Origin of the sequence: Pseudactinotalea sp. Z1739 (assembly GCF_049725055.1) — a bacterium.
Lineage (GTDB): Bacteria > Actinomycetota > Actinomycetes > Actinomycetales > Beutenbergiaceae > CALKWS01.
In genome coordinates this window covers 122,568-142,914 of sequence record NZ_JBMPQA010000011.1, presented here as the reverse complement: position 1 = coordinate 142,914, position 20,347 = coordinate 122,568, and the positions used below count along the sequence as shown (strand labels likewise).

Genomic DNA, 20,347 nt, shown 5'->3' with positions numbered 1-20,347 from the left:
CTGCCTCGGGCTCACCCACCGTGCTCGGCGACCGCGTTCCCGAGACGGGTGATGCCCTCGGTGAGCAGCGGGCGTGGGGTGGCGAAGTTGTAGCGGATGAAGCCCGCGCCGACCTCTCCGCAGTGGGCGCCGTCGGTGACCACCACCCCGGCGTGGCGCCGGAAGAACGCCCCGGCCCGCTCGGGGGTCCCGGTCTCCCGCACGTCGATCCAGCCCAGGTACGTCCCCTCCGGCGGGGTGTACCGGGCCCCCGGCAGGTGTTCGGCGAGGAGGTCGCCCAGCAGGTGGCGGCTGCCGTCCAGATAGGCCAGCACCTGCTCCAACCAGGGCACGCCGCGGGAGTAGGCGGCGGTGGCCGCGACGATGCCCAGGTTGGCCGCCCCGGTGCCCACCACCTCCCCGACCCGACTCCACACGTCCCGGTCGGCATCGTTGCTCAGCACGATCTGAGCCGCCTTGAGGCCGGGCAGGTTCCACGCCTTGGAGGTGGAGGTGGCGGTGATCGTGTGCGCCGCGGTCTGCTCCGACAGGGTGGCGTAGGGAATGTGCCGGTGCGGGGCGTACACCATCGGGGCATGGATCTCATCGGAGAACACCCGCCCGCCGTGACGCTGGACCACCTCGGCCACCCCGAGCATCTCCGATTCGGTCAGCACCCGCCCGATCGGGTTGTGCGGGTTGCACAGCACCAGCAGGTGCCCGCCGGCCGCGAATGCGGCGTCCAGGGCGTCCAGGTCGTAGATGTACCGCTCGCCGTCGCGGGCCATCGGCACCTGGATGATCGGGCGCTCGTACACCTGCGGGATGGTCAGGAACGGCATGTACGCCGGGGTGGGCACGATGATGGGGGAGTCGGGGCGGGACAGGTAGCGGATCGCCGCGCCGAGGCCGGTGAGCACGTCCGGGATAGGGTGCACGTCCGCAGGGTCGACCTGCCATCCGTAGCGGTCGGCGGCGAAGTCGGCGTAGGCGCCGGCCATCGCCTGCAGCGGTGCCGGGAAGTGGTAGCCGAAGGCCCCCACATCCACCGCTTCGTGCAGGGCCGCGGTGATCGGTTCGGCGATGCCGAAGTCCATCTCGGCGATGAACGCCCCGATCGTGTCGGGGAACCGGGACCACTTGGCCCCGCCGACGTGACGCAGGTGCTCGGCCGTGATCGAGTCGAAATCAATCATGGCGGCAACGCTACTGGGCCGGACCGCACACCGGTGCCACCGTGACCCCCGGCCCGCGGGTCGGGACGGCGCTGAACGAGCGCGCATCGCCTGCCTCCGGCTAGGCTCCAGGGCTATGAGCTTCGATACCGAACCCGGTGCGTACAAGGTCCGCGATCTCAGCCTGGCCACCTCAGGCCGGCACCAGATCCGCCTGGCCGAGCACGAGATGCCCGGCCTGATGGCCCTGCGGGAGGAGTTCGGTGATACCCAACCGCTCGCGGGGCAGCGCATCACCGGCTCACTGCACATGACCGTGCAGACGGCGGTGCTGATCGAGACGCTGACCGCGTTGGGCGCGCAGGTGCGCTGGGCCTCCTGCAACATCTTCTCCACCCAGGACGAGGCGGCAGCCGCCGTCGTCGTCGGACCGCACGGGACCGCCGAGGACCCCCAGGGCGTGCCGGTGTTCGCCTGGAAGGGGGAGACCCTCGCTGAGTACTGGGAGGCTCTCGATGAGACCTTCAGGTGGCCCGGGCATGGGGGTCCGACCCTGATCCTGGACGACGGCGGGGATGCCACCGTGATGCTGCACGAGGGGGTCAAGGCCGAGCGCGCCGGAGCCGTGCCGGCCGACCCCCTGCCCGGCGAGGCCGGCTACTCGGCAGAGAAGTTGGCGTTCCTGGCCCAGTTGCGCACCAGCCTGGCCGCCGACACCACCCGGTGGACCAGGGCGGCCGAGCAGATCCTCGGCGTCAGCGAGGAGACCACCACCGGCGTCAACCGGTTGTACCAGTTGCACGCCGCCGGGGAACTGGCGTTCCCGGCGATCAACGTCAACGACGCCGTCACCAAGTCCAAGTTCGACAACCGCTACGGCATCCGGCACTCCCTGCCCGATGGGTTGAACCGGGCCACCGATATCCTCATCGGCGGCAAGGTGGCGGTGGTGTGCGGCTACGGGGACGTGGGCAAGGGGGCGGCCGACGCGTTGCGCGGACAGGGTGCCCGGGTGCTCATCACCGAGATCGACCCGATCTGCGCGATGCAGGCGGCCATGGACGGCTACCAGGTGGTGCGCCTGGAGGACGTGCTCGGGCAGGCGGACTTCTTCATCACCGCGACCGGGAACTTCAACGTCATCACCGCCGAGCACCTGAGCGCGATGAAGGACAAGGCGGTGGTGGGCAACGTCGGCCACTTCGACAACGAGATCGACGTGGCCGGCCTCGCCGAACTCCCCGGGGTGGAGTGTGTGGAGATCAAGCCGCAGGTGCATGAGTGGGTCTTCACCGACGATCCGGAGAACCCCCGCAAGTCGGTGATCGTGCTCTCCGAGGGCCGGTTGCTGAACCTGGGCAACGCCACCGGGCACCCCTCGTTCGTGATGAGCGCCTCCTTCACCAACCAGGTGATGGCCCAGATGGACCTGGCCGATCCGGCCAGCGAGTACGAGGTGGGTGTGCACGTGCTGCCCAAGGCGCTGGACGAGAAGGTGGCCCGGCTGCACCTGGAAGCCCTCGGCGCGGAGTTGAGTGAGCTGACCAAGGAACAGGCCGAGTACATCGACGTGGACGTGGCCGGACCCTACAAGCCCGAGCACTACCGGTACTGACCACGGTCCCCGGCCTGCGACAGCGGGCCGGGTCAGTCGGCGTCGGGGATGCCGTAGGGCAGTACTCGGGCGCGCCGGGCCTCCTCCTGTTCGCGCTGGGCCACGGCCAGCCCGGCCAGGTACTCGGTGTCGCGGCGAGCCACCAGGACCGCGGCGACGAACCGCTCGGGGTCGGTACCCCACGGTGGCGGCGGCGCCACGTACGGTTCCAGCGCCGCGGCGAATGCGCGGCCGACGTCGGCGCGCACGTTCGGGTGCAGCTCGCCGGTCCGGGACAGGTAGATCCGGGCGTACAGGGCCAGGGAATCGGGTAGCCGGCGGATGTCGGCGATCTCGGCCCAGGACCGCAGTTCCGGGGGCATCAGTAAGGGGGCGGTGGCCACCTCGGTGTCGCGTACGCGCAGTGAGTAGGTCCCCGCCACCATGTCACCCAGACGTTTGGAGCGTGGGTGCACCATCGAACTGATCAGCGCGACCGAGCCCAGCGAGAGCCAGATCTCACCGATCCCGGTCAGGGAACGGATGAACGCGTGCCGGAACCGCACCGGGCCGCCGTCGTCGCGCACGATCCGCAGGCCCACCGCCAACCGTCCGGCGGACAGGCCCCGGGTGAACGTCTCGGTCAGGCACGGTAGCAGCACCATCATCAGGGCGATAGCCACGATCGTGAGAGTGCTCATCTGGGCGGGGTTGGCGCTGAACCGGCCGGCCAGCATCAACACCCCGATGCCGATGCTGAGGTAGACGATCGCATCGATCACCCCGGACATGAGCCGGCTCAGCGCCGAGGCCGGCGCCAGGTCCAGGGGGACCGCCTCGCCGGTGATGACGCGATTGAGGCTCTGGGTGGGGGAAGCGGCCGTGGTCATGTGTGGCAGGGTAACGGGTGTGGATGTGGACGCCTTCGTCGCCCTGAACGCACCTCGCTGGGCGCGGCTGCGGGCACTACTGCGCCGGCGCAGGCTCACCGGTGCCGAGGTCGATGAGTTGGTCACCCACTACCAGACCACCGCGACGCATCTGTCCCAACTTCGCTCCAGCGCCCCGGACCCGGCGCTGATCTCCCGGCTGTCCACCCTGCTGGCGCGGGCTCGCGGGGTGATCGGTGGGTCCCACGAGTTGTCGCCGGCCGATGTGGTGCGGTTCGTGGCGATCTCCCTGCCCGCCGCGTTCTACCGGGTGCGGTGGTGGACGCTGGCCGCCGGGGCGGTGTTCATCGGCCTGGGGCTCGTCCAGGCCTGGTGGCTGCTCACGGTGCCGGAGGCGATGGCGCAGGTCGGGACCCCGAGCATGCGGCGCACGTACGCCGAGGAGGCGTTCGCCGCCTACTACTCCAACTACCCGGCCCCGGACTTCGCCGCCCAGGTGTGGACCAATAACGCCTGGATCAGTGCCCAGGCGATCGGGTTGGGTGTCACCGGGATATTCCCAGCCTATGTGCTGGTGGTCAATGCGCTGAACGTGGGTGTGGCCGGAGCGATCATGGCCGAGCACGACGGTCTCGGGGAGTTCTTCGGGCTGATCCTGCCGCACGGCCTGATGGAACTGACGGCGGTGTTCGTCGCCGTGGGAACCGGGCTGAAATTGTTCTGGAGCTGGGTCGCCCCGGGCCAGCGAACCCGCGCGCGTGCCCTGGTCGAGGAGGGCCGGGCGCTGATCACGGTGGTGATCGGCCTGGTCGTGGTGATGGGCGTGAGCGGCGTCGTGGAGGGGTTCGTGACGCCTTCGGGCCTGCCCGGTGGAGTCAAGATCACCATCGGTGCGGTGGTGCTGGCCGCCTACTGGGCCTATACCTTCGCCCTGGGCCGGCGCGCGGTGGCCGATGGGGAGACCGGGGACATGCGCGCCGAACTCGTCGAGGACACCGTCGCCACCGTGGGGTGAGGCAGCGGCCGACGGCGCCGGACGCTCACAGTTTCCCGGCTGCCTTCAGCGCCAGGTAGGTGTCGGCCAGGGCCGGCGGGAGGTCCTCCGGGGCGCGACGCACCACCTGGGCACCGGTGCGCTGGAGACGCTGGGCGAGGGCGCCGCGTTCCAGTTCGGCGCGCTCGGCCGCGGCCGCATCGAAGAGTTCGGCCGTGCTTTCCCGGCTCCGGCGCATCCGCTGGGCCACCGGGTCCTCGGCTGACGCCAGCACCACCTGGTGGTCGCGCGCCACCGCCGCCACCACCGAGACCAGCCCGGACTCGATCGCGCCCGGCTCCAGCCCGGTCAGGATCACCACCAGGGCCCGCTGGCTGAGGCGGTCCCGGATCTCCTGGGCCACCACCGCCCAGTCCGGCTCCACCAGTTCGGGGGTGAGCGTGGCGAGCCCCTGCGCCAGAGCGGACATCAGCGCCGGGCCCTCGACACCGCGCACCCTGGTGTGCACCGTCCGGTCCATCGCGACCAGGTCCACCCGGTCCCCGGCCTTGGCGGCCAGGGCCGCCAGCAGCAGCGTCGCCTCGATACCGGCCTCCAGGCGGGGCGCCTCGCCCAGACGGGCAGCGGACAGACGGGAGGTGTCCAGCACGATCAGGACCCTCCGGTCCCGTTCCGGCCGCCAGGTGCGCACCACCACCTCGGCCCGGCGGGCGCTGGCGCGCCAGTCGATGGCACGCACGTCGTCGCCGATCACGTACTCCCGCAGGGAGTCGAACTCGGTGCCCTGCCCGCGGACGTTCACCGCGGCGCGCCCGTCCATCTCGCGCAGCCGGGCCAGGCGGGAGGGGAGGTGGCGGCGCGCGGAGAACTCCGGCAGCACCCGCAACAACCCGGGTACGTCGGTACTGCGCTGACGGGCCGCCAGCCCGAACGGACCGTAGGAGCGCACGGTCACCGCGGCGGCGCTCATGTCGCCGCGTCGCCAGGGGCGCAGCGTGGTGCGGACGCGCCGCACCTGGTCGGCGCCGAGGGTGAGGCGGTGCCGGTTGGTGCCGGTGCCGGCGCTGGGCTGCCAGGCGTCGCGCACCAGGGCGCGCAGGGTGCGGGGGGAGGTGTTGTGCAGGCGCAACCGGCTGGCTGTCTCCTCGGTGTGACGCACCGTGGGGATCGGCGCCCGTTCGATCCGGACGTCGCGCACCGGTGCGGCCAGTGCCAGATCGGAGCCGACCAGGGCGGCCACCAGCACCAGCCAGGTGGCCACGGTAAGCCAGCTCGGCAGCAGCAGCACCGGTATCAGGCCCAGAGCCAGCAGGCCCACCGCCCGGCCGGTGAGCACCATCAGCGCGGGACCGGGACCGAAGCCAGGACCCCGTCCAAGACCGACTCGGCGCTGATTCCCTCCAGTTCGGACTCAGCACGCAGTTGCACCCGGTGCCGCAGCGTGGCGTGCGCCAGTGCCTTGACGTCATCGGGGGTGACGTAGTCGCGCCCGGACAGCCACGCCCAGGCCCGGGAGGTGGCCAGCAGGGCGGTCGCCCCCCGCGGGGACACCCCGAGCGACAGGGACGGTGAGGTGCGGGTGGCCCGGCACAGGTCCACGATGTAGCCGAGCACCTCCGGACCGACCTGCACCGCGCGGGTCTGTTCCCGCGCCTTCGTCAGGGACTCGCCATCGGCCACCGCCCGCACGCCCGCGGCGGCCAGGTCGCGGGGATCGAAGTCGTGCGCGTGCCGGAACAGCACCTCCACCTCCTCAGCCCGCTCGGGCAACGGCAGCAGCAGTTTCAGCAGGAACCGGTCCAGTTGCGCCTCCGGCAGCGGGTAGGTGCCCTCGTACTCCACCGGGTTCTGGGTGGCGATCACCATGAAGGGTTCGGGCAGAACCCGCGCTTGCCCGTCCACCGTTACCTGGCGCTCCTCCATCGCCTCCAGTAGCGCGGCCTGGGTCTTGGGCGGCGTACGGTTGATCTCATCGGCGAGGAGCAGATTGGTGAAGACCGGTCCGGCGCGGAAGGAGAACTCCGCCGTGCGAGCGTCGTAGACCAGCGACCCGGTGATGTCACCCGGCATCAGGTCCGGTGTGAACTGCACGCGCTTCATCTCCAGGTCCAGGCTTGCCCCCAGGGTGCGCACCAGCAGGGTCTTGGCCACTCCCGGCACGCCTTCGAGCAGGACGTGCCCGCGGCACAGCAGCCCGATCACCAGCCCGGTGACGGTCGCGTCCTGGCCGACCACGGCCTTGCCGACCTCGCTGCGCAGGGACGCCAGTGCCGTCCGGGCCGCAGAGTCCTGCCCGGACTGCCCGGCCCGGCCGACCGATGCGGATGGCCCGGCCGGTGCCGGCTGGTCGGGAGGAGGGGGTGGCCCGGCTGGCCCGGGCCCGGCTGGTGCGGGCGGGACGGAGGCCTGGCCGGCCGGGGGAGGTGGACCCGCCGGTTGGTGCCCGCCCGGGAGGTAGGGGTCCGGGTTGGTCATCGTCGATGAACCTCGCTCTCCATGGTGTCCAGTGCCTCGGCCAGTGCGGCCAGGGATGCTTCGTCGTGCGGTGGTGGTCCGTAGAGCACCGAGTCGATCTGGTCGGGGGTGCGTCCGGTGGCCCGCGAGATTGTCAGGACCACGTCATCACGCTGAGCCCACCTGGCCAGCCCGAGTTTCCCGGAGACCCGGGCCACGGTACCGGCCCGAAGTGCGGTTCCGGCGTGGGCATGGGTCTTGTTGCGCCGGTACAGGCGGCCACGGCCCCGGGTGGTCTCGGCGGCCCGGACCGCCACCGGCAACGGTTCGCTGATCACCGGACCCAGCCGGCGCCCGCGCCAGAGGATCAGCGCCAGCGCCAACACCGCGTACATCGCCAGCATCGGTGGGCGCAGCAGCGGCAACGTGGTGGCCGCAGCCAGGCTCTCCTCACCGAAGTCGTCGCCCGGGGACGGCACGTACCAGGTCAGGTGCGGGTAGTGGCCCAGGGAGCGCAGCACCAATGCGGCGTTGCCGTGCTCTGCCAAGGCGTCGTTGCGCAGGATCTCCGGGGTGCTGAGCACCCGCCAGGTTGCTCCGTCCTGGGTCCAGGCGGCGTACCTGCCGGTCTCGGGAGTGTCCCCGAAGCACAGTTCCACGCCGTCGCCACCGGTGACCTGCGGGCCACCGGCGCCGATGCGATCTGCGGCCCGGGCGTGCTCGTCCCCGCACTGGGCCTCATGCACGTCCCGGGTGCCACCGGCGTGGTGGCCGACCCGCTCGGTGAGCCGGTCGATCTGCGGACCGGTCCCGGCCAGCACCACGTCCCCGGGGGCCTGGGCCAGGGCCTCCTGCTGCTCGGGACGCAGCCGGTGGGCGTTCACGATCAGCAGGGTGCCGTCCTCGCGGGCATCGGCCAACGCCGCCGACGTGGTGCGCACGTACCGGACGTGCACCCCCTGGTCGCCGAGGATCTGGGCAGCGGCCCGCGCCCCATCGGCATTCGGGTTGTTCGGGGCGTAGGCCACCGAGGAGGACGCCGAGGGGCTGATCCAGGCCAGTGCGGCAATCAGGGTGATGGCACCGGCAATGCCGAGACCCCAGGTCAGGCCGGTGCGGGTCCGGCTCGTTCTCACCGGACCACCGACCAGCCCCGGTCGGGACCGGCGCCGGAGAACCGCTCCGGGCGGGTGCGGGCGATCCGCTCGTCCAGGTCCCGCAGCCAGGCGTCCTGCTCGGAGCCGGGCACGGCCGAGCCGTAGCGGACAGCGTCGAAGAGCTCTCCGGCGGCACGCAACGCTCCGGCCTGGTCGCCGAAGGCGGCGCCGGCCTGCTCGGCGGCCTCGTGCGCGGTGCGCCCCAGCCGGTCGGTCAGGATGTCCCGCTCGTCCAACCCGCGCACCACGGCGCGGAAGCGTTCCAGTACTGCGAGCGCGTAGTCACCCCGCTCCGATGCCGCGGCCGCAGCCGTCCGGAGCGCATCGGCGCTGCGTTCGTCGTCGTCGAGCACCTGGGTGCTGGGGCCGGTGACGCGGCGCAGCTGACGCCGTCGGACGGGCCCGCCGAGCACCATCGCGACCGCAACCACCGCAGCCACCAGTACCAGCACCAGGACCGGCATCAGCACCGCGCCGGCCCCGCCCAGGTTCAGCAGGGCCTCCCAGCGTTCCGCGAGCCACTCCAGGATCCGGTCGAGCACGCCCGGTCCCTGGTCGTACACGGACTTGGCCAACTCCTCCTCGGCCCAGCGCCGGGCCTCCTGCTCGGAGGGGTCAAGAGGTGGCCCCATCGGCCGGAGGGCAGGGCGCATCAAGACTCCTGAGCCGCCCGCGCCAGTTCCACATCCAGCCCTTCGGTGCGGATCCGCATGTCGATGTACAGCAGCGCCACCACGGCCGCCAGCACCGGCGTGGTCAGCCAGTTCGCCACCACGCCGCCCAGGATGCTCAGGCCGAACGCGACCGGGCCGCCTTCGAAGATGTTGCCGACCTGGTCGAACGGCCAGGACACGGCGAACCCCAGGATCGCCGCCAGGATGGTGGTGAGCAGGTAGATGCCCAGCACCCGCCAGAATGCGCGCCTGGCCAGTTCGAATCCGCGGCGCAGGGCGGTACCGATGCCGGCTCGTTCAAGGATCAGGGCCGGGGTGGCCAGCACGGTGAAGGTCAGGACCGTGGCGGTCCCGCCCAGCATGATCGCCAGCATCGCCAACACCCCGAGCAGGATGACACCCGCGGACCCGCTGGGCAGGCTGAGGGCGAAGACGACCGCTCCCAGCACTATCACGCCCGCCACGAGCAGCCCCACGACCACCGAGAGCACCAGCAGTCGCAGGATCTGGGGACGCACCGCCGCCCAGACCTGAGCCAGAGAGGTCCGGCGCCCGATCACCGACTGGCTCACCGCGTGGATGAGCAGCCCGGTCAGGATCGTGGTGCCCAGGAACGCCAGCAGTGCCGAGACCCCGCTGTTCAGGAGTATCGACGTGCCGGACTGGGCGAAGGAGTCGAGGAACGCTTCCGGGTCGGTGGCGGGGTCGATCTGACCGACCAGCCGGTTCATCTCCTCGTAGGAGGCGTAGGTGGTCACGCCCTGGAGGATGCCGAGGGCGAGCACCACGATCGCCGACAGGCCCAGCATCACCGGCAGGTTGGCCCGGATGGCTCGGAAGGCGCCGTCGTAGATCTCCCCCAGGCTCAGGGCCCGTAGCGGAATGATCCCGGGCTGGGCGACCGGGCCGGGGGGCAGCTGGGACCACTGGTCGCCGTGACCGTACTGGCCGTAGCCGCTGCCGGGCTCGGGGTGGTACCCGCCGGGGGGTTGCTGGCCGTACCCGCTGCCGGGTTGCTGGCCGTACCCGCCGCCGGGTTGCTGGCCGTACCCGCCGCCGGGTTGCTGGCCGTACCCGGGCTGGGGTGAACCATAACCACTCCCGGGTTGCTGGTCGGGGGTTTGCCCGCCCCCGGTCCCGGCTCCCCACGGGTCAGGTGTGTGCTCACCGCGGTCACTCATCAGTGCGGATCTCTCCCTCGGATGACAATGAGGCCATCTTTGCATGGACAACCAACAGCCGGATTCGGCCCCGGGGTGGGACACTAGGCGGATGGAAGCACGCGTTCTGGTAGTAGATGACGACGCCGCGCTCGCGGAGATGATCAGCATCGTGCTGCACTCCGAGGGATTCACCACCGAGACCTGCGGCGACGGCGCCGCCGCCCTCGAGGCCTTCCGCACCACCCAGCCCGATCTGGTGCTGCTGGACCTGATGCTGCCGGGTGTGGACGGGATCGAGATCTGCCGCCGGATCCGCGAGGAGTCCGGGGTGCCGGTCGTGATGCTCACCGCCAAGAGCGACACCGCTGACGTGGTGCAGGGCCTGGAGGCCGGCGCGGACGACTACATCTCCAAACCCTTCAAGCCCAAGGAGTTGGTGGCCCGGGTGCGCGCCCGGCTGCGCCGCCAGGACTCCGAGGGTTCGGAGCAACTGCCCATCGGGGACCTGGTGATCGATGTGTCCGGGCACCGGGTGCTGCGCGGCACCGAGGTGATCAACCTGACCCCGCTGGAGTTCGACCTGCTGGTGGCGTTGGCCCGCAAGCCGTGGCAGGTCTTCTCCCGCGAGGTGCTGCTGGAGCAGGTCTGGGGTTACCGGCACCAGGCCGACACCCGGCTGGTGAACGTCCACGTGCAGCGTCTGCGGGCGAAGGTGGAGAACGACCCCGAACGGCCCGAGGTGGTCGTGACCGTACGCGGCGTCGGGTACCGGGCGGGAGCACCGTCGTCCTCCTGACGGTGAGGTGAGTACGCACATGGCAGAACCCGCGTCCGGCTGGGAGCGAGTCCGGGACAGCCGGGTCCTCGGTCCGGCCCGGGCGCTGATCCGGGTGTGGCGCAGTTCGCTGTGGGTGCGCGTGATGTCCACCACCGTGGTGGTGGGGCTGGTGGCCGTGGGAGCGCTGGGCGCGTTGTTGTCCGGCCAGGTCCGCGACGGGCTGTTCGAGGAACGGCGCGACCAGATCCTGGCCGATGCGGCCGCCCGTACCGAGGCCGCCCAGGAGCGGTTCGACTCCCAGATCGCCTCCAACGAACAAGACGTGCAGGACGTGGCGCTCGACGTCGTGCGGTCACTTCAGGAGGGTTCGGTCGGCAATGCCGGGGTGCTCCTGATGCGCGGCCCGGAGGCGGAGGGTCCCACCGATCTGCTGCTGCCCGTGACGGACGGGGCCCTGGCAGAGCTGATCGAGCCCGAACTGCGCGAGGCGGTACGGGCCGAGTCCTTCCAGCAGTGGCAGTCCGTCTCCCTGCCCGCGGCCGTGGAAGCCGGGCCCACCCCTGGTATCGCGGTGGGCTCCACGGTGACGCTTCCCATCGTGGGGGAGCACGAGATCTACTTCATCTACTCCCTGGCCACCGAGGCCCAGACCCTGGAGGTGCTCCAGCAGGTGCTGGTGGTGGGGGCGGTGAGCCTGATCCTGCTGCTGGTCGCGATGGCCTGGTACCTGGCCCGCCAGGTACTGGATCCGGTGCGGGTTGCCGCGCGAACCGCCAGCCGGCTCGCGGACGGGCGCCTCGACGAACGCATGCCGGTGCGGGGTGGTGACGAGCTGGGTGTGCTGGGCAGCGCCTTCAACGACATGGCCCAGAGCCTGCAGGACCAGATCGAGCGGTTGGCCGAGTTGTCCCGGATGCAGCAGCGGTTCGTCTCCGACGTCTCCCACGAGTTGCGCACCCCGCTGACCACGATCCGGATGGCCGCTGAGGTACTGCACGCCGAGCGTGACTCCTTCGATCCCGTGCAGGCCCGGTCCGCAGAGTTGCTGGCCACCCAGGTGGACCGGTTCGAGTCGCTCCTGGCCGACCTGCTGGAGATCTCCCGGTTCGACGCGGGCTCGGCGGTGCTGGACGTGGAGGAGATCGACGTTTACCGGGTGGTCGAACGGGTGGTCGAGGAGACCGCCCCATTGGCCGACGGGCATGGATCGGAACTGAAACTCAGCGCACCGGAGGGCAACTGCACCGCCGACATCGACCCACGGCGGGTGGAGCGGATCCTGCGCAACCTGCTCGTGAACGCGATCGAGCACGGGGAGGGTGGTCCCATCGAGGTACAGGTCGGGGCGAACGAGGCCGCCGTTTCGGTGACGGTGCGCGATCACGGCATCGGGATGACCGCGCCGGAGGCGAAGCGGTTGTTCGACAGGTTCTGGCGTGCCGACCCGGCCCGCACCCGCACCCTGGGCGGCACCGGCCTCGGTCTGGCGATCTCGCAGGAGGACGCCCGGTTGCACGGAGGCACCCTGGAGGCCTGGGGAATTCCCGGTGATGGTGCCAACTTCCGGCTCACCGTGCCGCGCCGGGCCGGTTTGACCGTGACCGAACACCCCCTCGCGCTCGTGCCCGAGCGCCCGGAGGTGCCGGTCAGCCCACGGCACGAGCCCGAGGACCCGGCCGGCCCCGCGACCGTGCCGCGCCTGGCCGACCACGACCTGGAGATGGGCCGATGAGGGGCCGGTGGGTGCTGGCGGTCCTGACCGCCGCCGCGCTGCTGACCGGCTGTGTCTCCTTCCCCGAGTCCGGTCCGGTGACCCGCGGGATCGAGGGAGCACCGGAGCCCGAGGCGATCTCCCTGGTGGCCGAGGAGCCCCAGCCCGGGGACTCCCCGGAACAGATCGTTCGCGGGTTCCTCGCCGGGGCCGCGGCCGGGACCACCGACGACTTCACCGTTGCTCGGCAGTACCTGACCGAACCGACCGCCGAGGTGTGGAGTCCGAGCGCCCAGGTGACCGTCTACTCCGGGGCGAACCCGTTCGAGGTGACCGAGACCGGCGAGGGCCAGGTGGAGGTCACGGTGACGGTGTCGGGGACGGTCGATGGTACCGGGGTCTACACGCCGGCACCGGTGGAGACCAGCGCGACGCTGGAGTTCGACCTCCGCCAGGACGAGCGGCAGCAGTGGCGGATCGACGAACTCAGCGACGGCGTGCTGCTCTCGGAGGTGATCTTCGGGTCCCAGTACCGTCAGATTCCGTTGTACTTCCTCACGCCCGATGCGACCATGCTGGTGCCCGACACCCGCTGGTATCCCCAGCGCAACGCCCCCACCGCCGCCATGCGTGGATTGCTGGCCGGGCCGGTGGAGTGGTTGGACGGCGCCGTGTTCAGTGCCATCCCCGCCGACACCGCGCTGTCCTTCGCCGCGGTGACCGTCTCCGCCGGCACCGCTCAGGTGGACCTGACCCCCGAGGCCTTCGCCGCCGACGCCACCGCCCGGCAGCTGATCCGCAGCCAGGTGGAGCAGACGTTGCTCGGCCTGCCCCAGGTGCAACGCGTGGAGATCACCGTGGACGGCGTGGCGTGGGACTCCCCGGTCGATGGCCTGGACGTCACGCGCGACCCTGCGGTGGGCCGCTCCCCGGTGGTGCTGGACGTGGAGCAGGAGGTGCTGGGCTCCTTCAACGAGATGGCCACTGAGCCGATCACCCCGCTCCCCGATGTGTTGCCGGTGACGGAGTTGCAGCCGCGGGCTCTGGCGATCGGCTACGACGGTGAGCCACCGGTGATGCTCGCCGGGACCGACCACCTGGTCACGGTGCCCACCGAAGCGGCACCCGAGCCGGTGGTGCTCGCCCAGTTCCCCGACCTGGTGGCGCCCAGTTACGACCGGCACGGGTGGGTCTGGACCGGCCCGGCGGCCAACACCGGTGAACTCCTGGTGGTACGTGCCACCGAGGAGGTCCGGCCGGTCAGCGCCGAACTGCTCGCCGACGCCGAACTGCTCGACGCCCGGGTCAGCCGTGACGGCACGCGCCTGGCGGTGATCGTACGCATCGACGGAGTCGTCTCGGTGGAGGTGCACGCGGTGATCCGGGATGAGGCGGGCGTGCCGCTGCGGCTGAGCCAGGGCGTGCAGGTGGTACGCCAACTGCGCGAGGCCAGCACCCTGGTGTGGGTGGATGAACAGCACTTGGCGGTGCTGGGAGTCTCCGGAACCACCAACTCGGTCCACCTGACTCCGATCGGTGGCCTGACCCAGCAGTTGCCCACGGTCCCCGAGGTGGTCGACATCGCCTCGGCGCGCGGTGCGCGGGAGATGTATGCCAGCACCGAAGAGGGTGACCTGTACGCCCGCAGTGGCCTGGGCTGGCGCAAGGTCGGGGAGAGTATCGCGCTACCGACCTTCCCCGGCTGAGCATCTGCGCCACGGTCGAGTCCTCCGATGCACAGGCAGGCGCCCGCTGCGGCGGCGTCCCCAGCCATCCCAGCGACGCTGGTGACCTACCCGAACTCCCGGGCACCCTGACCCCGATGGGGGTACTCAGCGCCCTGGTGGCGACCTGCCGTGACGTCGGATCGGACCTGACGTCCCTGCTGCTGCCGCTCGGCTGTGCCGGTTGTGGCACCTGGGACGTGGCGATCTGCCGGCGGTGCCGCGGGCAGTGGCAGCAGCGACCGCGCCGGTGCGAGTCCGACACCGTCTACCTGGCCGCGCAGGACCACCCGCCCCGTCCGGGTCTACCGGTGTGGGCGCTGGCGCCCTACCGCGGCGGCCCGCGACGGATGGTGCTGAGTTGGAAGGGGCACTCCCGCACCGATCTGCGCTCGTTCTTCGCCGGCGTCGGATACGGGCTCGGCGTGGCATTGGGTGGGGAACTGACGCGCCTGCTCACCGGACCGGCCGCACCGGTGCTGGTGCTGCCCGCACCGTCGGGGTGGCGGCGCCGGCTTCGCCGTCAACTCGTCGTCGCCGATCTCGCCCGAGCCGTCGGCGCGGGGCTGGGGAGCACGGGTCACCGCGTGGACGTCCAGGATGTGCTGCGCACCCCCGATGCGTCACTGCACCTTCTGGGCGCCTCGGCGCGCCGGTCCTCCCGGCGGGTCAGCTTGGCGCGCCGGACCGATCCGCGGTCATTGCGGACGGCCGTGGTGCTGGTGGACGACGTGGTCACCACCGGGGCCACACTGGCCGCCTGCCGCACGCTGCTGCGGGAGCACGGGGCCAACGTGGCAGGTGCGGTGGTGCTGGCGGCCACTCCGGGCCCGGGCAGCGCTACCTGGCAGTGACCCCTAGGACCTATGGCCGGGGCCCGGCTCGGCCGGTCCGAATAGGCTGTGGGCGCAGACGATGCCCGTTCAGCTGGGCAAAACCGGGACGGGCGCAGTAGCGTCTGATCATGGAACTGAATCGAGAATCCGGACGGGGGTGATCGACTCCGCACGAGCCATTGGGCCGCACGGGCCGCAGTGGCGCAACACCCCGCTCAGGACCGGTGAACACCGCTCCCGAACTCTTCTTGACACCGGAGGTCGTCATGGAAATCGTCGTCGTCTCTCGCCACACCGAGGTGCAGGAGCGCTTCCGCAGGCACGCGGAGGAGAAGTTGGCCAAGGTCAGCCAACTCTCGCCCTACGCCCAGCGCGTCGATGTGGAGGTCACCCACGAGCGCAACCCGCGTCAGGCGGACAAGGCAGAGCGGGTGGAGTTGACGGTGAGGGCCAAGGGTCCGGTGGTGCGGGCCGAGGCCAGCGCACAGGACCGGCACGCGGCCCTGGACCTGGCGGCGGGAAAGCTGATGGAGCGACTGCGGCGAGCCCGGGACCGGCGCAAGAACCACAAGGGCCGTCCTGCCGCGCCCCCGTGGCAGGACGTCGTCGCCCCCGATCTGGTCACCGACGTGGTGGAGGAACCCGCGCCCGAGTCCAACGGTCCGACCGCACCCACCGAGCCCGGCGTCGCGGTGGAGGATCAGCTCGGGGACTCCCCGGTGATCATCCGCCAGAAGATGCACGAGAGTAAGCCAATGACGGTGGACCAGGCGCTGGCCGAGATGGAACTCGTGGGCCACCCGTTCTACCTGTTCATCGACTCCGAGACGGACCAGCCCTGCGTGGTCTACCACCGCCACGGGTGGACCTACGGCGTGATCCGGTTGAACTACTCCGCCCAGCCGCTGGAGAGCGTAGCCAGCCGATGAGGTGGCGATGAGCCGATCCGCACTGCCCTCGCGCCGGCTCACGCCGGCGCAGGCCCGCCGGATCGCCCTCACCGCACAGGGTCTGGCCGGCGCACCGGCGCAGGCCAGACCCCCCGGGGCGGTGACGATGCGCCACCTGCAGTCGATGATCAACCGGGTGGGGTTGCTGCAGATCGACTCGGTGAACGTCCTGGCTCGCGCGCATCTGCTGCCGGTGCTGGCCCGGCTGGGTCCCTACGACCCGGCACTGCTGGACCGTGCCACCACGGGGAGTGCTTCCCGCCCCCGGCGGCTGGTGGAGTGTTTCGCGCACGAGGCGGCACTGGTGCCGCCCTCGACCTACCAGTTGCTGCGCTGGCGGATGACGGGGCCGCGCGTGAGCGCCCGGCTGGCGTCCTTGCGGCTCGAGCACCCCGGGTTGTTGGAGCAGATTATGGGGCTGATCACCGAGCACGGTCCGGCTACCGCCGCTCAGATCCACGCCGAACTGGGACACGAACGCGGACCGAAGGAGCACTGGGGGTGGAACTGGACGGTGGCCAAGCAGGTGCTCGAGGCCGCCTTCGCCGCCGGGTTGCTGGCCTGCGCCCACCGCAACAGACAGTTCGAACGGGTCTACGACCTGCCCGAGCGGGTGCTCCCTGCGCACCTGCGGCCCGAGGACGCGCCGGACCGGGCCGAGGCGATGATTGAGTTGGTCAGAATCGCCGCCCGTGCCCATGGGATCGGCTCGCCACGGTGCCTGGCCGACTACTTCCGGATGCCGGTTGGCCAGACCAGGGCGGCGATCGAGCACCTGCTTGCCGCCGGGACGCTCGAGCGCGTGCAGGTGCACGGATGGGACGCCCCGCTCTACCGCTACGCGCAGGCTCCGGTGCCCCGGTCGGTTCATGGGCGGGCGCTGCTGGCTCCGTTCGACCCGCTGGTGTTCGAGCGGCGCCGGCTGCGGGCACTGTTCGGCATGCACTACCGGATCGGGATCTACACCCCCGCCCATCAGCGCACCCACGGTTATTACGTGCTGCCCTTCCTGTGGGGTGAGGATCTGGTGGCGCGCGTGGACCTGAAGGCCGACCGGGCTGCCGGCGCGCTGGTGGTGAACCACGCCTTCGCCGAGGACGGCGCCGCGACACCGGGTGCACGTGCCGCGATCGCGGCACCGCTGGCTGCGGAACTGGGCCAGGTGGCCACCTGGTCGGGCCTGGGCACGATCACCGTGGCCCAGGGCGCCGGTGGGGACCTCACCAGCGCACTGATCGAGCAGTTGTAGGGCCGGCGCCGGCAGGACCGCAGGATCGTTCGGTTCGGTCCGGGAGCCAACTCGCATACCATGGACACCGCCGGGAACCACCGGCTGCTCCGCCACACACTCTGGAGACCTGCGTGCCTTCGATCCTCGACAAGATCCTGCGGATGGGCGAGGGGAAGATCCTCAAGACTCTGCGTGCCCTGGCCGACCAGGTCAACGCGCTGGAGGAGTCGGTCAGCGACCTCACCGACGCCGAACTGCGCGAAGAGACCGACCGGTTCACCGAGCAGGTCGCCGGCGGGGAGAGTCTGGACGCACTGCTGCCCGAGGCCTTCGCCGTCGTCCGCGAGGCCGCGGTACGAACCCTGGGTCAGCGCGCCTACGACGTGCAGATCATGGGTGGCGCGGCGCTGCACCTGGGCAACATCGCCGAGATGAAGACCGGTGAGGGCAAGACGCTGGTGGCCACCTTCCCGGCCTACCTGAACGCCCTGTCCGGCAAGGGCGTCCATGTGGTCACCGTGAACGACTACCTGGCCCGCTACCAGGGCGAGTTGATGGGGCGGGTGTACCGCTTCCTGGGCATGGAGACCGGGCTGATCGTGGCCGGGCAGAAGCCGGACGAGCGCCGGAAGATGTACGCCGCTGACATCACCTACGGCACGAACAACGAACTGGGCTTCGACTACCTGCGCGACAACATGGCCTGGTCGAAGGATGAACTCGTCCAGCGCGGCCACAACATGGCCATCGTGGACGAGGTGGACTCGATCCTCATCGACGAGGCGCGCACTCCGCTGATCATCTCCGGCCCGGCTGCCGGGGAGGCGAACAAGTGGTATTCGGAGTTCGCCCGGCTGGTGCGCCGGATGGAGCGGGACGCCGACTATGAGGTCGATGAGAAGAAGAAGAACGTCGGGGTGTTGGAGTCCGGGATCTCCAAGGTCGAGGACTACCTGGGCATCGAGAACCTGTACGAGTCCCTGAACACCCCGCTGATCGGCTTCCTGAACAACGCGATCAAGGCCAAGGAACTGTTCACCCGGGACAAGGACTACGTGGTCCTCAACGGTGAGGTGCTGATCGTGGACCAGCACACCGGCCGGATCCTGGCCGGGCGCCGCTACAACGAGGGCATGCACCAGGCGATCGAGGCCAAGGAGGACGTGGCGATCAAGGCCGAGAACCAGACCTTGGCCACGATCACGCTGCAGAACTACTTCCGTCTCTACGACAAACTCTCCGGAATGACCGGTACCGCGATGACCGAGGCCGCGGAGTTCCAGAACACCTACAACGTCGGCGTGGTGGAGATCCCCCCGAACCGGCCACTGGCCCGGATCGACCAGTCCGACCTGGTGTACAAGAACGAGGACGCCAAGTTCAACGCCGTCGTCGAGGACATCGTGGAGCGGCATGCCAAGGGGCAGCCCGTCCTGGTGGGGACCACCAGCGTGGAGAAGTCCGAACTGCTGTCGAAGATGCTGAAGAAGCGTCGGGTGCCCCATGAGGTGCTCAACGCCAAGCAGCATGCCCGTGAGGGTGCGATCGTGGCGATGGCCGGGCGCAAGGGCGCGGTCACGGTGGCCACCAACATGGCCGGTCGTGGTACCGACATCATGCTCGGCGGGAACGCCGAGCACATCGCGATCTCGGAGATGACCAAGCGTGGCCTGGACCCCACCGAGAACCCCGAGGAGTACGAGCAGGCCTGGCCGGGCGTGCTGGAGCAGGCCCAGGAGTCGGTGGCGGCGGAGCACGATGAGGTCGCCGAACTCGGCGGACTGTACGTGATCGGCACCGAACGGCACGAGGCGCGCCGGATCGACAACCAGCTGCGCGGGCGTTCCGGACGTCAGGGCGACAAGGGCGAGTCCCGGTTCTACCTGTCCATGGGCGATGACCTGATGCGACTGTTCAACGCGGGGTTGGCCGAGCGGTTCATGAACGCCTCCTCCTACCCCGACGACATGCCGTTGGAGTCGAAGATGGTTACCCGCGGCATCGCCAGCGCCCAGGGGCAGGTGGAGAGCCGCAACTTCGAGATCCGCAAGAACGTCCTGAAGTATGACGACGTGCTGAACCGACAGCGCACGGTGGTCTACGAGGAACGTCGTCGGGTGCTGGAGGGGGAGGATCTGGCCGACCAGGTGCAGACCTTCATCACCGACGTCATCACCGGCATCGTCACCGCGGCCACGGCCTCGGGCGTTCCGGAGGAGTGGGACACCGACCAGCTCTGGACGGACCTGAAGACGGTCTACCCGGTCTCGATCACGGTGGAGGACCTGGAGGAGGAAGCCGGAAATCGTGCCAGGCTGACCACCGACCAGCTCATCACAGAACTGGTCTCGGACGCCAAGGTCGCCTACGCCCAGCGCGAGGAGGAGCTGGGTGAGCAGGTGATGCGCGACGTCGAACGCTCCGTGGTGCTATCGGTGCTGGACCGCAAGTGGCGCGAGCACCTGTACGAGATGGACTACCTCAAGGAGGGCATCGGGCTTCGCGCGATGGCCCAGCGCGACCCGTTGATCGAGTACCAGCGCGAGGGCTTCGACCTGTTCGCCGCGATGAACGAGGCGATCAAGGAGGAAGCGGTCGGCTATCTCTTCCACGTCGAGGTCAAGGCACCCGAGGAGCAGCAGGTCGACGGCGTGAGCATCGTGGCGCAGGAGGGTGAGGCCGACGGCGCCATCGCGCCGGCCGGTGTGGAGCCGCGGAAGGATCAGTCGAAGTCGGGCAAGCGGGCAGGCGCGTCCCAGCGGGACGACCAGCGGCGGCGGGACGGTGAGCGTGCGGACCCGCTCGGTCTGGGTGTGCCGCAGCGCCCGACCGGGTTGCGTTACAGCGCGCCGAGCGCGGACGGCGACGGCGCCACCACTGTGACCACCGGCGGTGGCCAGCGGGGCAACCAGCAGGCCGCCCCGGCTTCCGGTGGCAACCGGGAGCAGCGCCGACGGGCGGCCAAGGCTGCTCGCAAGCGTCGCTGAGCTCGGACCGGCTCGCTGAGCTCGGACCGGCGGAGTCACCGAGCCGGCCC

Annotated in this window: 16 protein-coding genes; 9 read left to right on the top strand and 7 right to left on the bottom strand. The window is 70.4% G+C overall.

Going from position 1 to position 20,347, the window contains the following annotated elements; translation table 11 throughout:
- Nucleotides 1–11: 11 nt before the first annotated feature.
- Entirely contained in the window at nucleotides 12–1,175 is a 1,164-nt protein-coding gene (locus tag ACO0LV_RS14620; protein ID WP_424788651.1) for a MalY/PatB family protein, read from the bottom strand.
- 115 nt (nucleotides 1,176–1,290) lie between these two features.
- On the opposite strand from ACO0LV_RS14620, the gene ahcY reads away from it, so the two are divergent.
- Nucleotides 1,291–2,769 (top strand): adenosylhomocysteinase, encoded by a 1,479-nt coding sequence (gene ahcY, locus ACO0LV_RS14615; RefSeq protein WP_424788650.1) that lies wholly within the window; start codon nucleotides 1,291–1,293, stop codon nucleotides 2,767–2,769.
- Nucleotides 2,770–2,801: 32 nt separating this feature from the next.
- Here ahcY and ACO0LV_RS14610 read toward each other — a convergent pair whose 3' ends face one another.
- Nucleotides 2,802–3,638 carry an RDD family protein gene (locus tag ACO0LV_RS14610; protein WP_424788649.1) on the bottom strand — a complete coding sequence of 279 codons (837 nt, stop codon included), beginning with the start codon at nucleotides 3,636–3,638 and terminating at the stop codon, nucleotides 2,802–2,804.
- Between the two features lie 19 nt (nucleotides 3,639–3,657).
- Here ACO0LV_RS14610 and ACO0LV_RS14605 point away from each other — a divergent pair, with 19 nt between their 5' ends.
- Nucleotides 3,658–4,653, top strand: coding sequence for a stage II sporulation protein M (locus tag ACO0LV_RS14605; RefSeq protein ID WP_424788648.1), 996 nt, complete (start codon nucleotides 3,658–3,660; stop codon nucleotides 4,651–4,653).
- Nucleotides 4,654–4,678: 25 nt separating this feature from the next.
- On the opposite strand, the gene ACO0LV_RS14600 is transcribed toward ACO0LV_RS14605, so the two are convergent.
- From ACO0LV_RS14600 to ACO0LV_RS14580, 5 genes are read right to left on the bottom strand one after another with little or no spacing between them, the layout of a single operon-like run.
- On the bottom strand, nucleotides 4,679–5,971 hold the full coding sequence (locus tag ACO0LV_RS14600) for a DUF58 domain-containing protein (RefSeq protein ID WP_424788647.1): 1,293 nt from the start codon (nucleotides 5,969–5,971) through the stop codon (nucleotides 4,679–4,681).
- Nucleotides 5,971–7,107, bottom strand: a complete 1,137-nt coding sequence (locus ACO0LV_RS14595; RefSeq protein ID WP_424788646.1) for an AAA family ATPase — start codon at nucleotides 7,105–7,107, stop codon at nucleotides 5,971–5,973. Before ACO0LV_RS14595 ends, ACO0LV_RS14600 begins: the two co-directional genes overlap by 1 nt.
- Entirely contained in the window at nucleotides 7,104–8,222 is a 1,119-nt protein-coding gene (locus ACO0LV_RS14590) for a DUF4350 domain-containing protein (protein WP_424788645.1), read from the bottom strand. Before ACO0LV_RS14590 ends, ACO0LV_RS14595 begins: the two co-directional genes overlap by 4 nt.
- Nucleotides 8,219–8,896 (bottom strand): DUF4129 domain-containing protein, encoded by a 678-nt coding sequence (locus ACO0LV_RS14585; protein ID WP_424788644.1) that lies wholly within the window; start codon nucleotides 8,894–8,896, stop codon nucleotides 8,219–8,221. The genes ACO0LV_RS14590 and ACO0LV_RS14585 overlap by 4 nt, the downstream gene beginning before the upstream one ends.
- A complete protein-coding gene (locus tag ACO0LV_RS14580) occupies nucleotides 8,896–10,098 on the bottom strand; it encodes a DUF7544 domain-containing protein (protein WP_424788643.1) in 1,203 nt (400 codons plus the stop codon). The genes ACO0LV_RS14585 and ACO0LV_RS14580 overlap by 1 nt, the downstream gene beginning before the upstream one ends.
- Before the next feature lie 91 nt (nucleotides 10,099–10,189).
- On the opposite strand from ACO0LV_RS14580, the gene mtrA reads away from it, so the two are divergent.
- The 7 genes from mtrA (at nucleotide 10,190) to secA (ending at nucleotide 20,297) form a co-directional block, all read left to right on the top strand.
- Nucleotides 10,190–10,876 (top strand): MtrAB system response regulator MtrA, encoded by a 687-nt coding sequence (gene mtrA / locus ACO0LV_RS14575; RefSeq protein ID WP_424788642.1) that lies wholly within the window; start codon nucleotides 10,190–10,192, stop codon nucleotides 10,874–10,876.
- A 19-nt stretch (nucleotides 10,877–10,895) separates the two neighbouring features.
- Nucleotides 10,896–12,590, top strand: coding sequence for an MtrAB system histidine kinase MtrB (mtrB, locus tag ACO0LV_RS14570; RefSeq protein WP_424788641.1), 1,695 nt, complete (start codon nucleotides 10,896–10,898; stop codon nucleotides 12,588–12,590).
- A complete protein-coding gene (locus ACO0LV_RS14565; RefSeq protein WP_424788640.1) occupies nucleotides 12,587–14,275 on the top strand; it encodes an LpqB family beta-propeller domain-containing protein in 1,689 nt (562 codons plus the stop codon). Before mtrB ends, ACO0LV_RS14565 begins: the two co-directional genes overlap by 4 nt.
- Before the next feature lie 116 nt (nucleotides 14,276–14,391).
- The gene (locus ACO0LV_RS14560; RefSeq protein WP_424788639.1) at nucleotides 14,392–15,147 is read left to right on the top strand and encodes a phosphoribosyltransferase family protein; all 756 of its coding nucleotides are present in this window, start codon (nucleotides 14,392–14,394) and stop codon (nucleotides 15,145–15,147) included.
- Between the two features lie 248 nt (nucleotides 15,148–15,395).
- Nucleotides 15,396–16,058, top strand: coding sequence for a ribosome hibernation-promoting factor, HPF/YfiA family (gene hpf / locus ACO0LV_RS14555; RefSeq protein ID WP_424788672.1), 663 nt, complete (start codon nucleotides 15,396–15,398; stop codon nucleotides 16,056–16,058).
- Nucleotides 16,059–16,065: 7 nt separating this feature from the next.
- Entirely contained in the window at nucleotides 16,066–17,328 is a 1,263-nt protein-coding gene (locus ACO0LV_RS14550) for a winged helix-turn-helix domain-containing protein (protein ID WP_424788638.1), read from the top strand.
- Nucleotides 17,329–17,441: 113 nt separating this feature from the next.
- Nucleotides 17,442–20,297: a preprotein translocase subunit SecA gene (gene secA, locus ACO0LV_RS14545; protein ID WP_424788637.1), complete on the top strand. Its 2,856-nt coding sequence runs from the start codon at nucleotides 17,442–17,444 to the stop codon at nucleotides 20,295–20,297.
- Nucleotides 20,298–20,347: the final 50 nt, after the last annotated feature.

Excerpts from the sequence above, each read along its gene's own strand:
- mtrA (WP_424788642.1), top strand. The coding sequence starts at position 10,190 with ATGGAAGCACGCGTTCTGGTAGTAGATGACGACGCCGCGCTCGCGGAG.
- mtrB (WP_424788641.1), top strand. The coding sequence starts at position 10,896 with ATGGCAGAACCCGCGTCCGGCTGGGAGCGAGTCCGGGACAGCCGGGTC.
- hpf (WP_424788672.1), top strand. The coding sequence starts at position 15,396 with ATGGAAATCGTCGTCGTCTCTCGCCACACCGAGGTGCAGGAGCGCTTC.
- ahcY (WP_424788650.1), top strand. The coding sequence starts at position 1,291 with ATGAGCTTCGATACCGAACCCGGTGCGTACAAGGTCCGCGATCTCAGC.
- ACO0LV_RS14600 (WP_424788647.1), bottom strand. The coding sequence starts at position 5,971 with ATGGTGCTCACCGGCCGGGCGGTGGGCCTGCTGGCTCTGGGCCTGATA.
- ACO0LV_RS14550 (WP_424788638.1), top strand. The coding sequence starts at position 16,066 with ATGAGCCGATCCGCACTGCCCTCGCGCCGGCTCACGCCGGCGCAGGCC.
- ACO0LV_RS14620 (WP_424788651.1), bottom strand. The coding sequence starts at position 1,175 with ATGATTGATTTCGACTCGATCACGGCCGAGCACCTGCGTCACGTCGGC.
- ACO0LV_RS14560 (WP_424788639.1), top strand. The coding sequence starts at position 14,392 with ATGGGGGTACTCAGCGCCCTGGTGGCGACCTGCCGTGACGTCGGATCG.
- ACO0LV_RS14565 (WP_424788640.1), top strand. The coding sequence starts at position 12,587 with ATGAGGGGCCGGTGGGTGCTGGCGGTCCTGACCGCCGCCGCGCTGCTG.
- ACO0LV_RS14610 (WP_424788649.1), bottom strand. The coding sequence starts at position 3,638 with ATGACCACGGCCGCTTCCCCCACCCAGAGCCTCAATCGCGTCATCACC.
- ACO0LV_RS14580 (WP_424788643.1), bottom strand. The coding sequence starts at position 10,098 with ATGAGTGACCGCGGTGAGCACACACCTGACCCGTGGGGAGCCGGGACC.
- ACO0LV_RS14585 (WP_424788644.1), bottom strand. The coding sequence starts at position 8,896 with ATGCGCCCTGCCCTCCGGCCGATGGGGCCACCTCTTGACCCCTCCGAG.
- ACO0LV_RS14595 (WP_424788646.1), bottom strand. The coding sequence starts at position 7,107 with ATGACCAACCCGGACCCCTACCTCCCGGGCGGGCACCAACCGGCGGGT.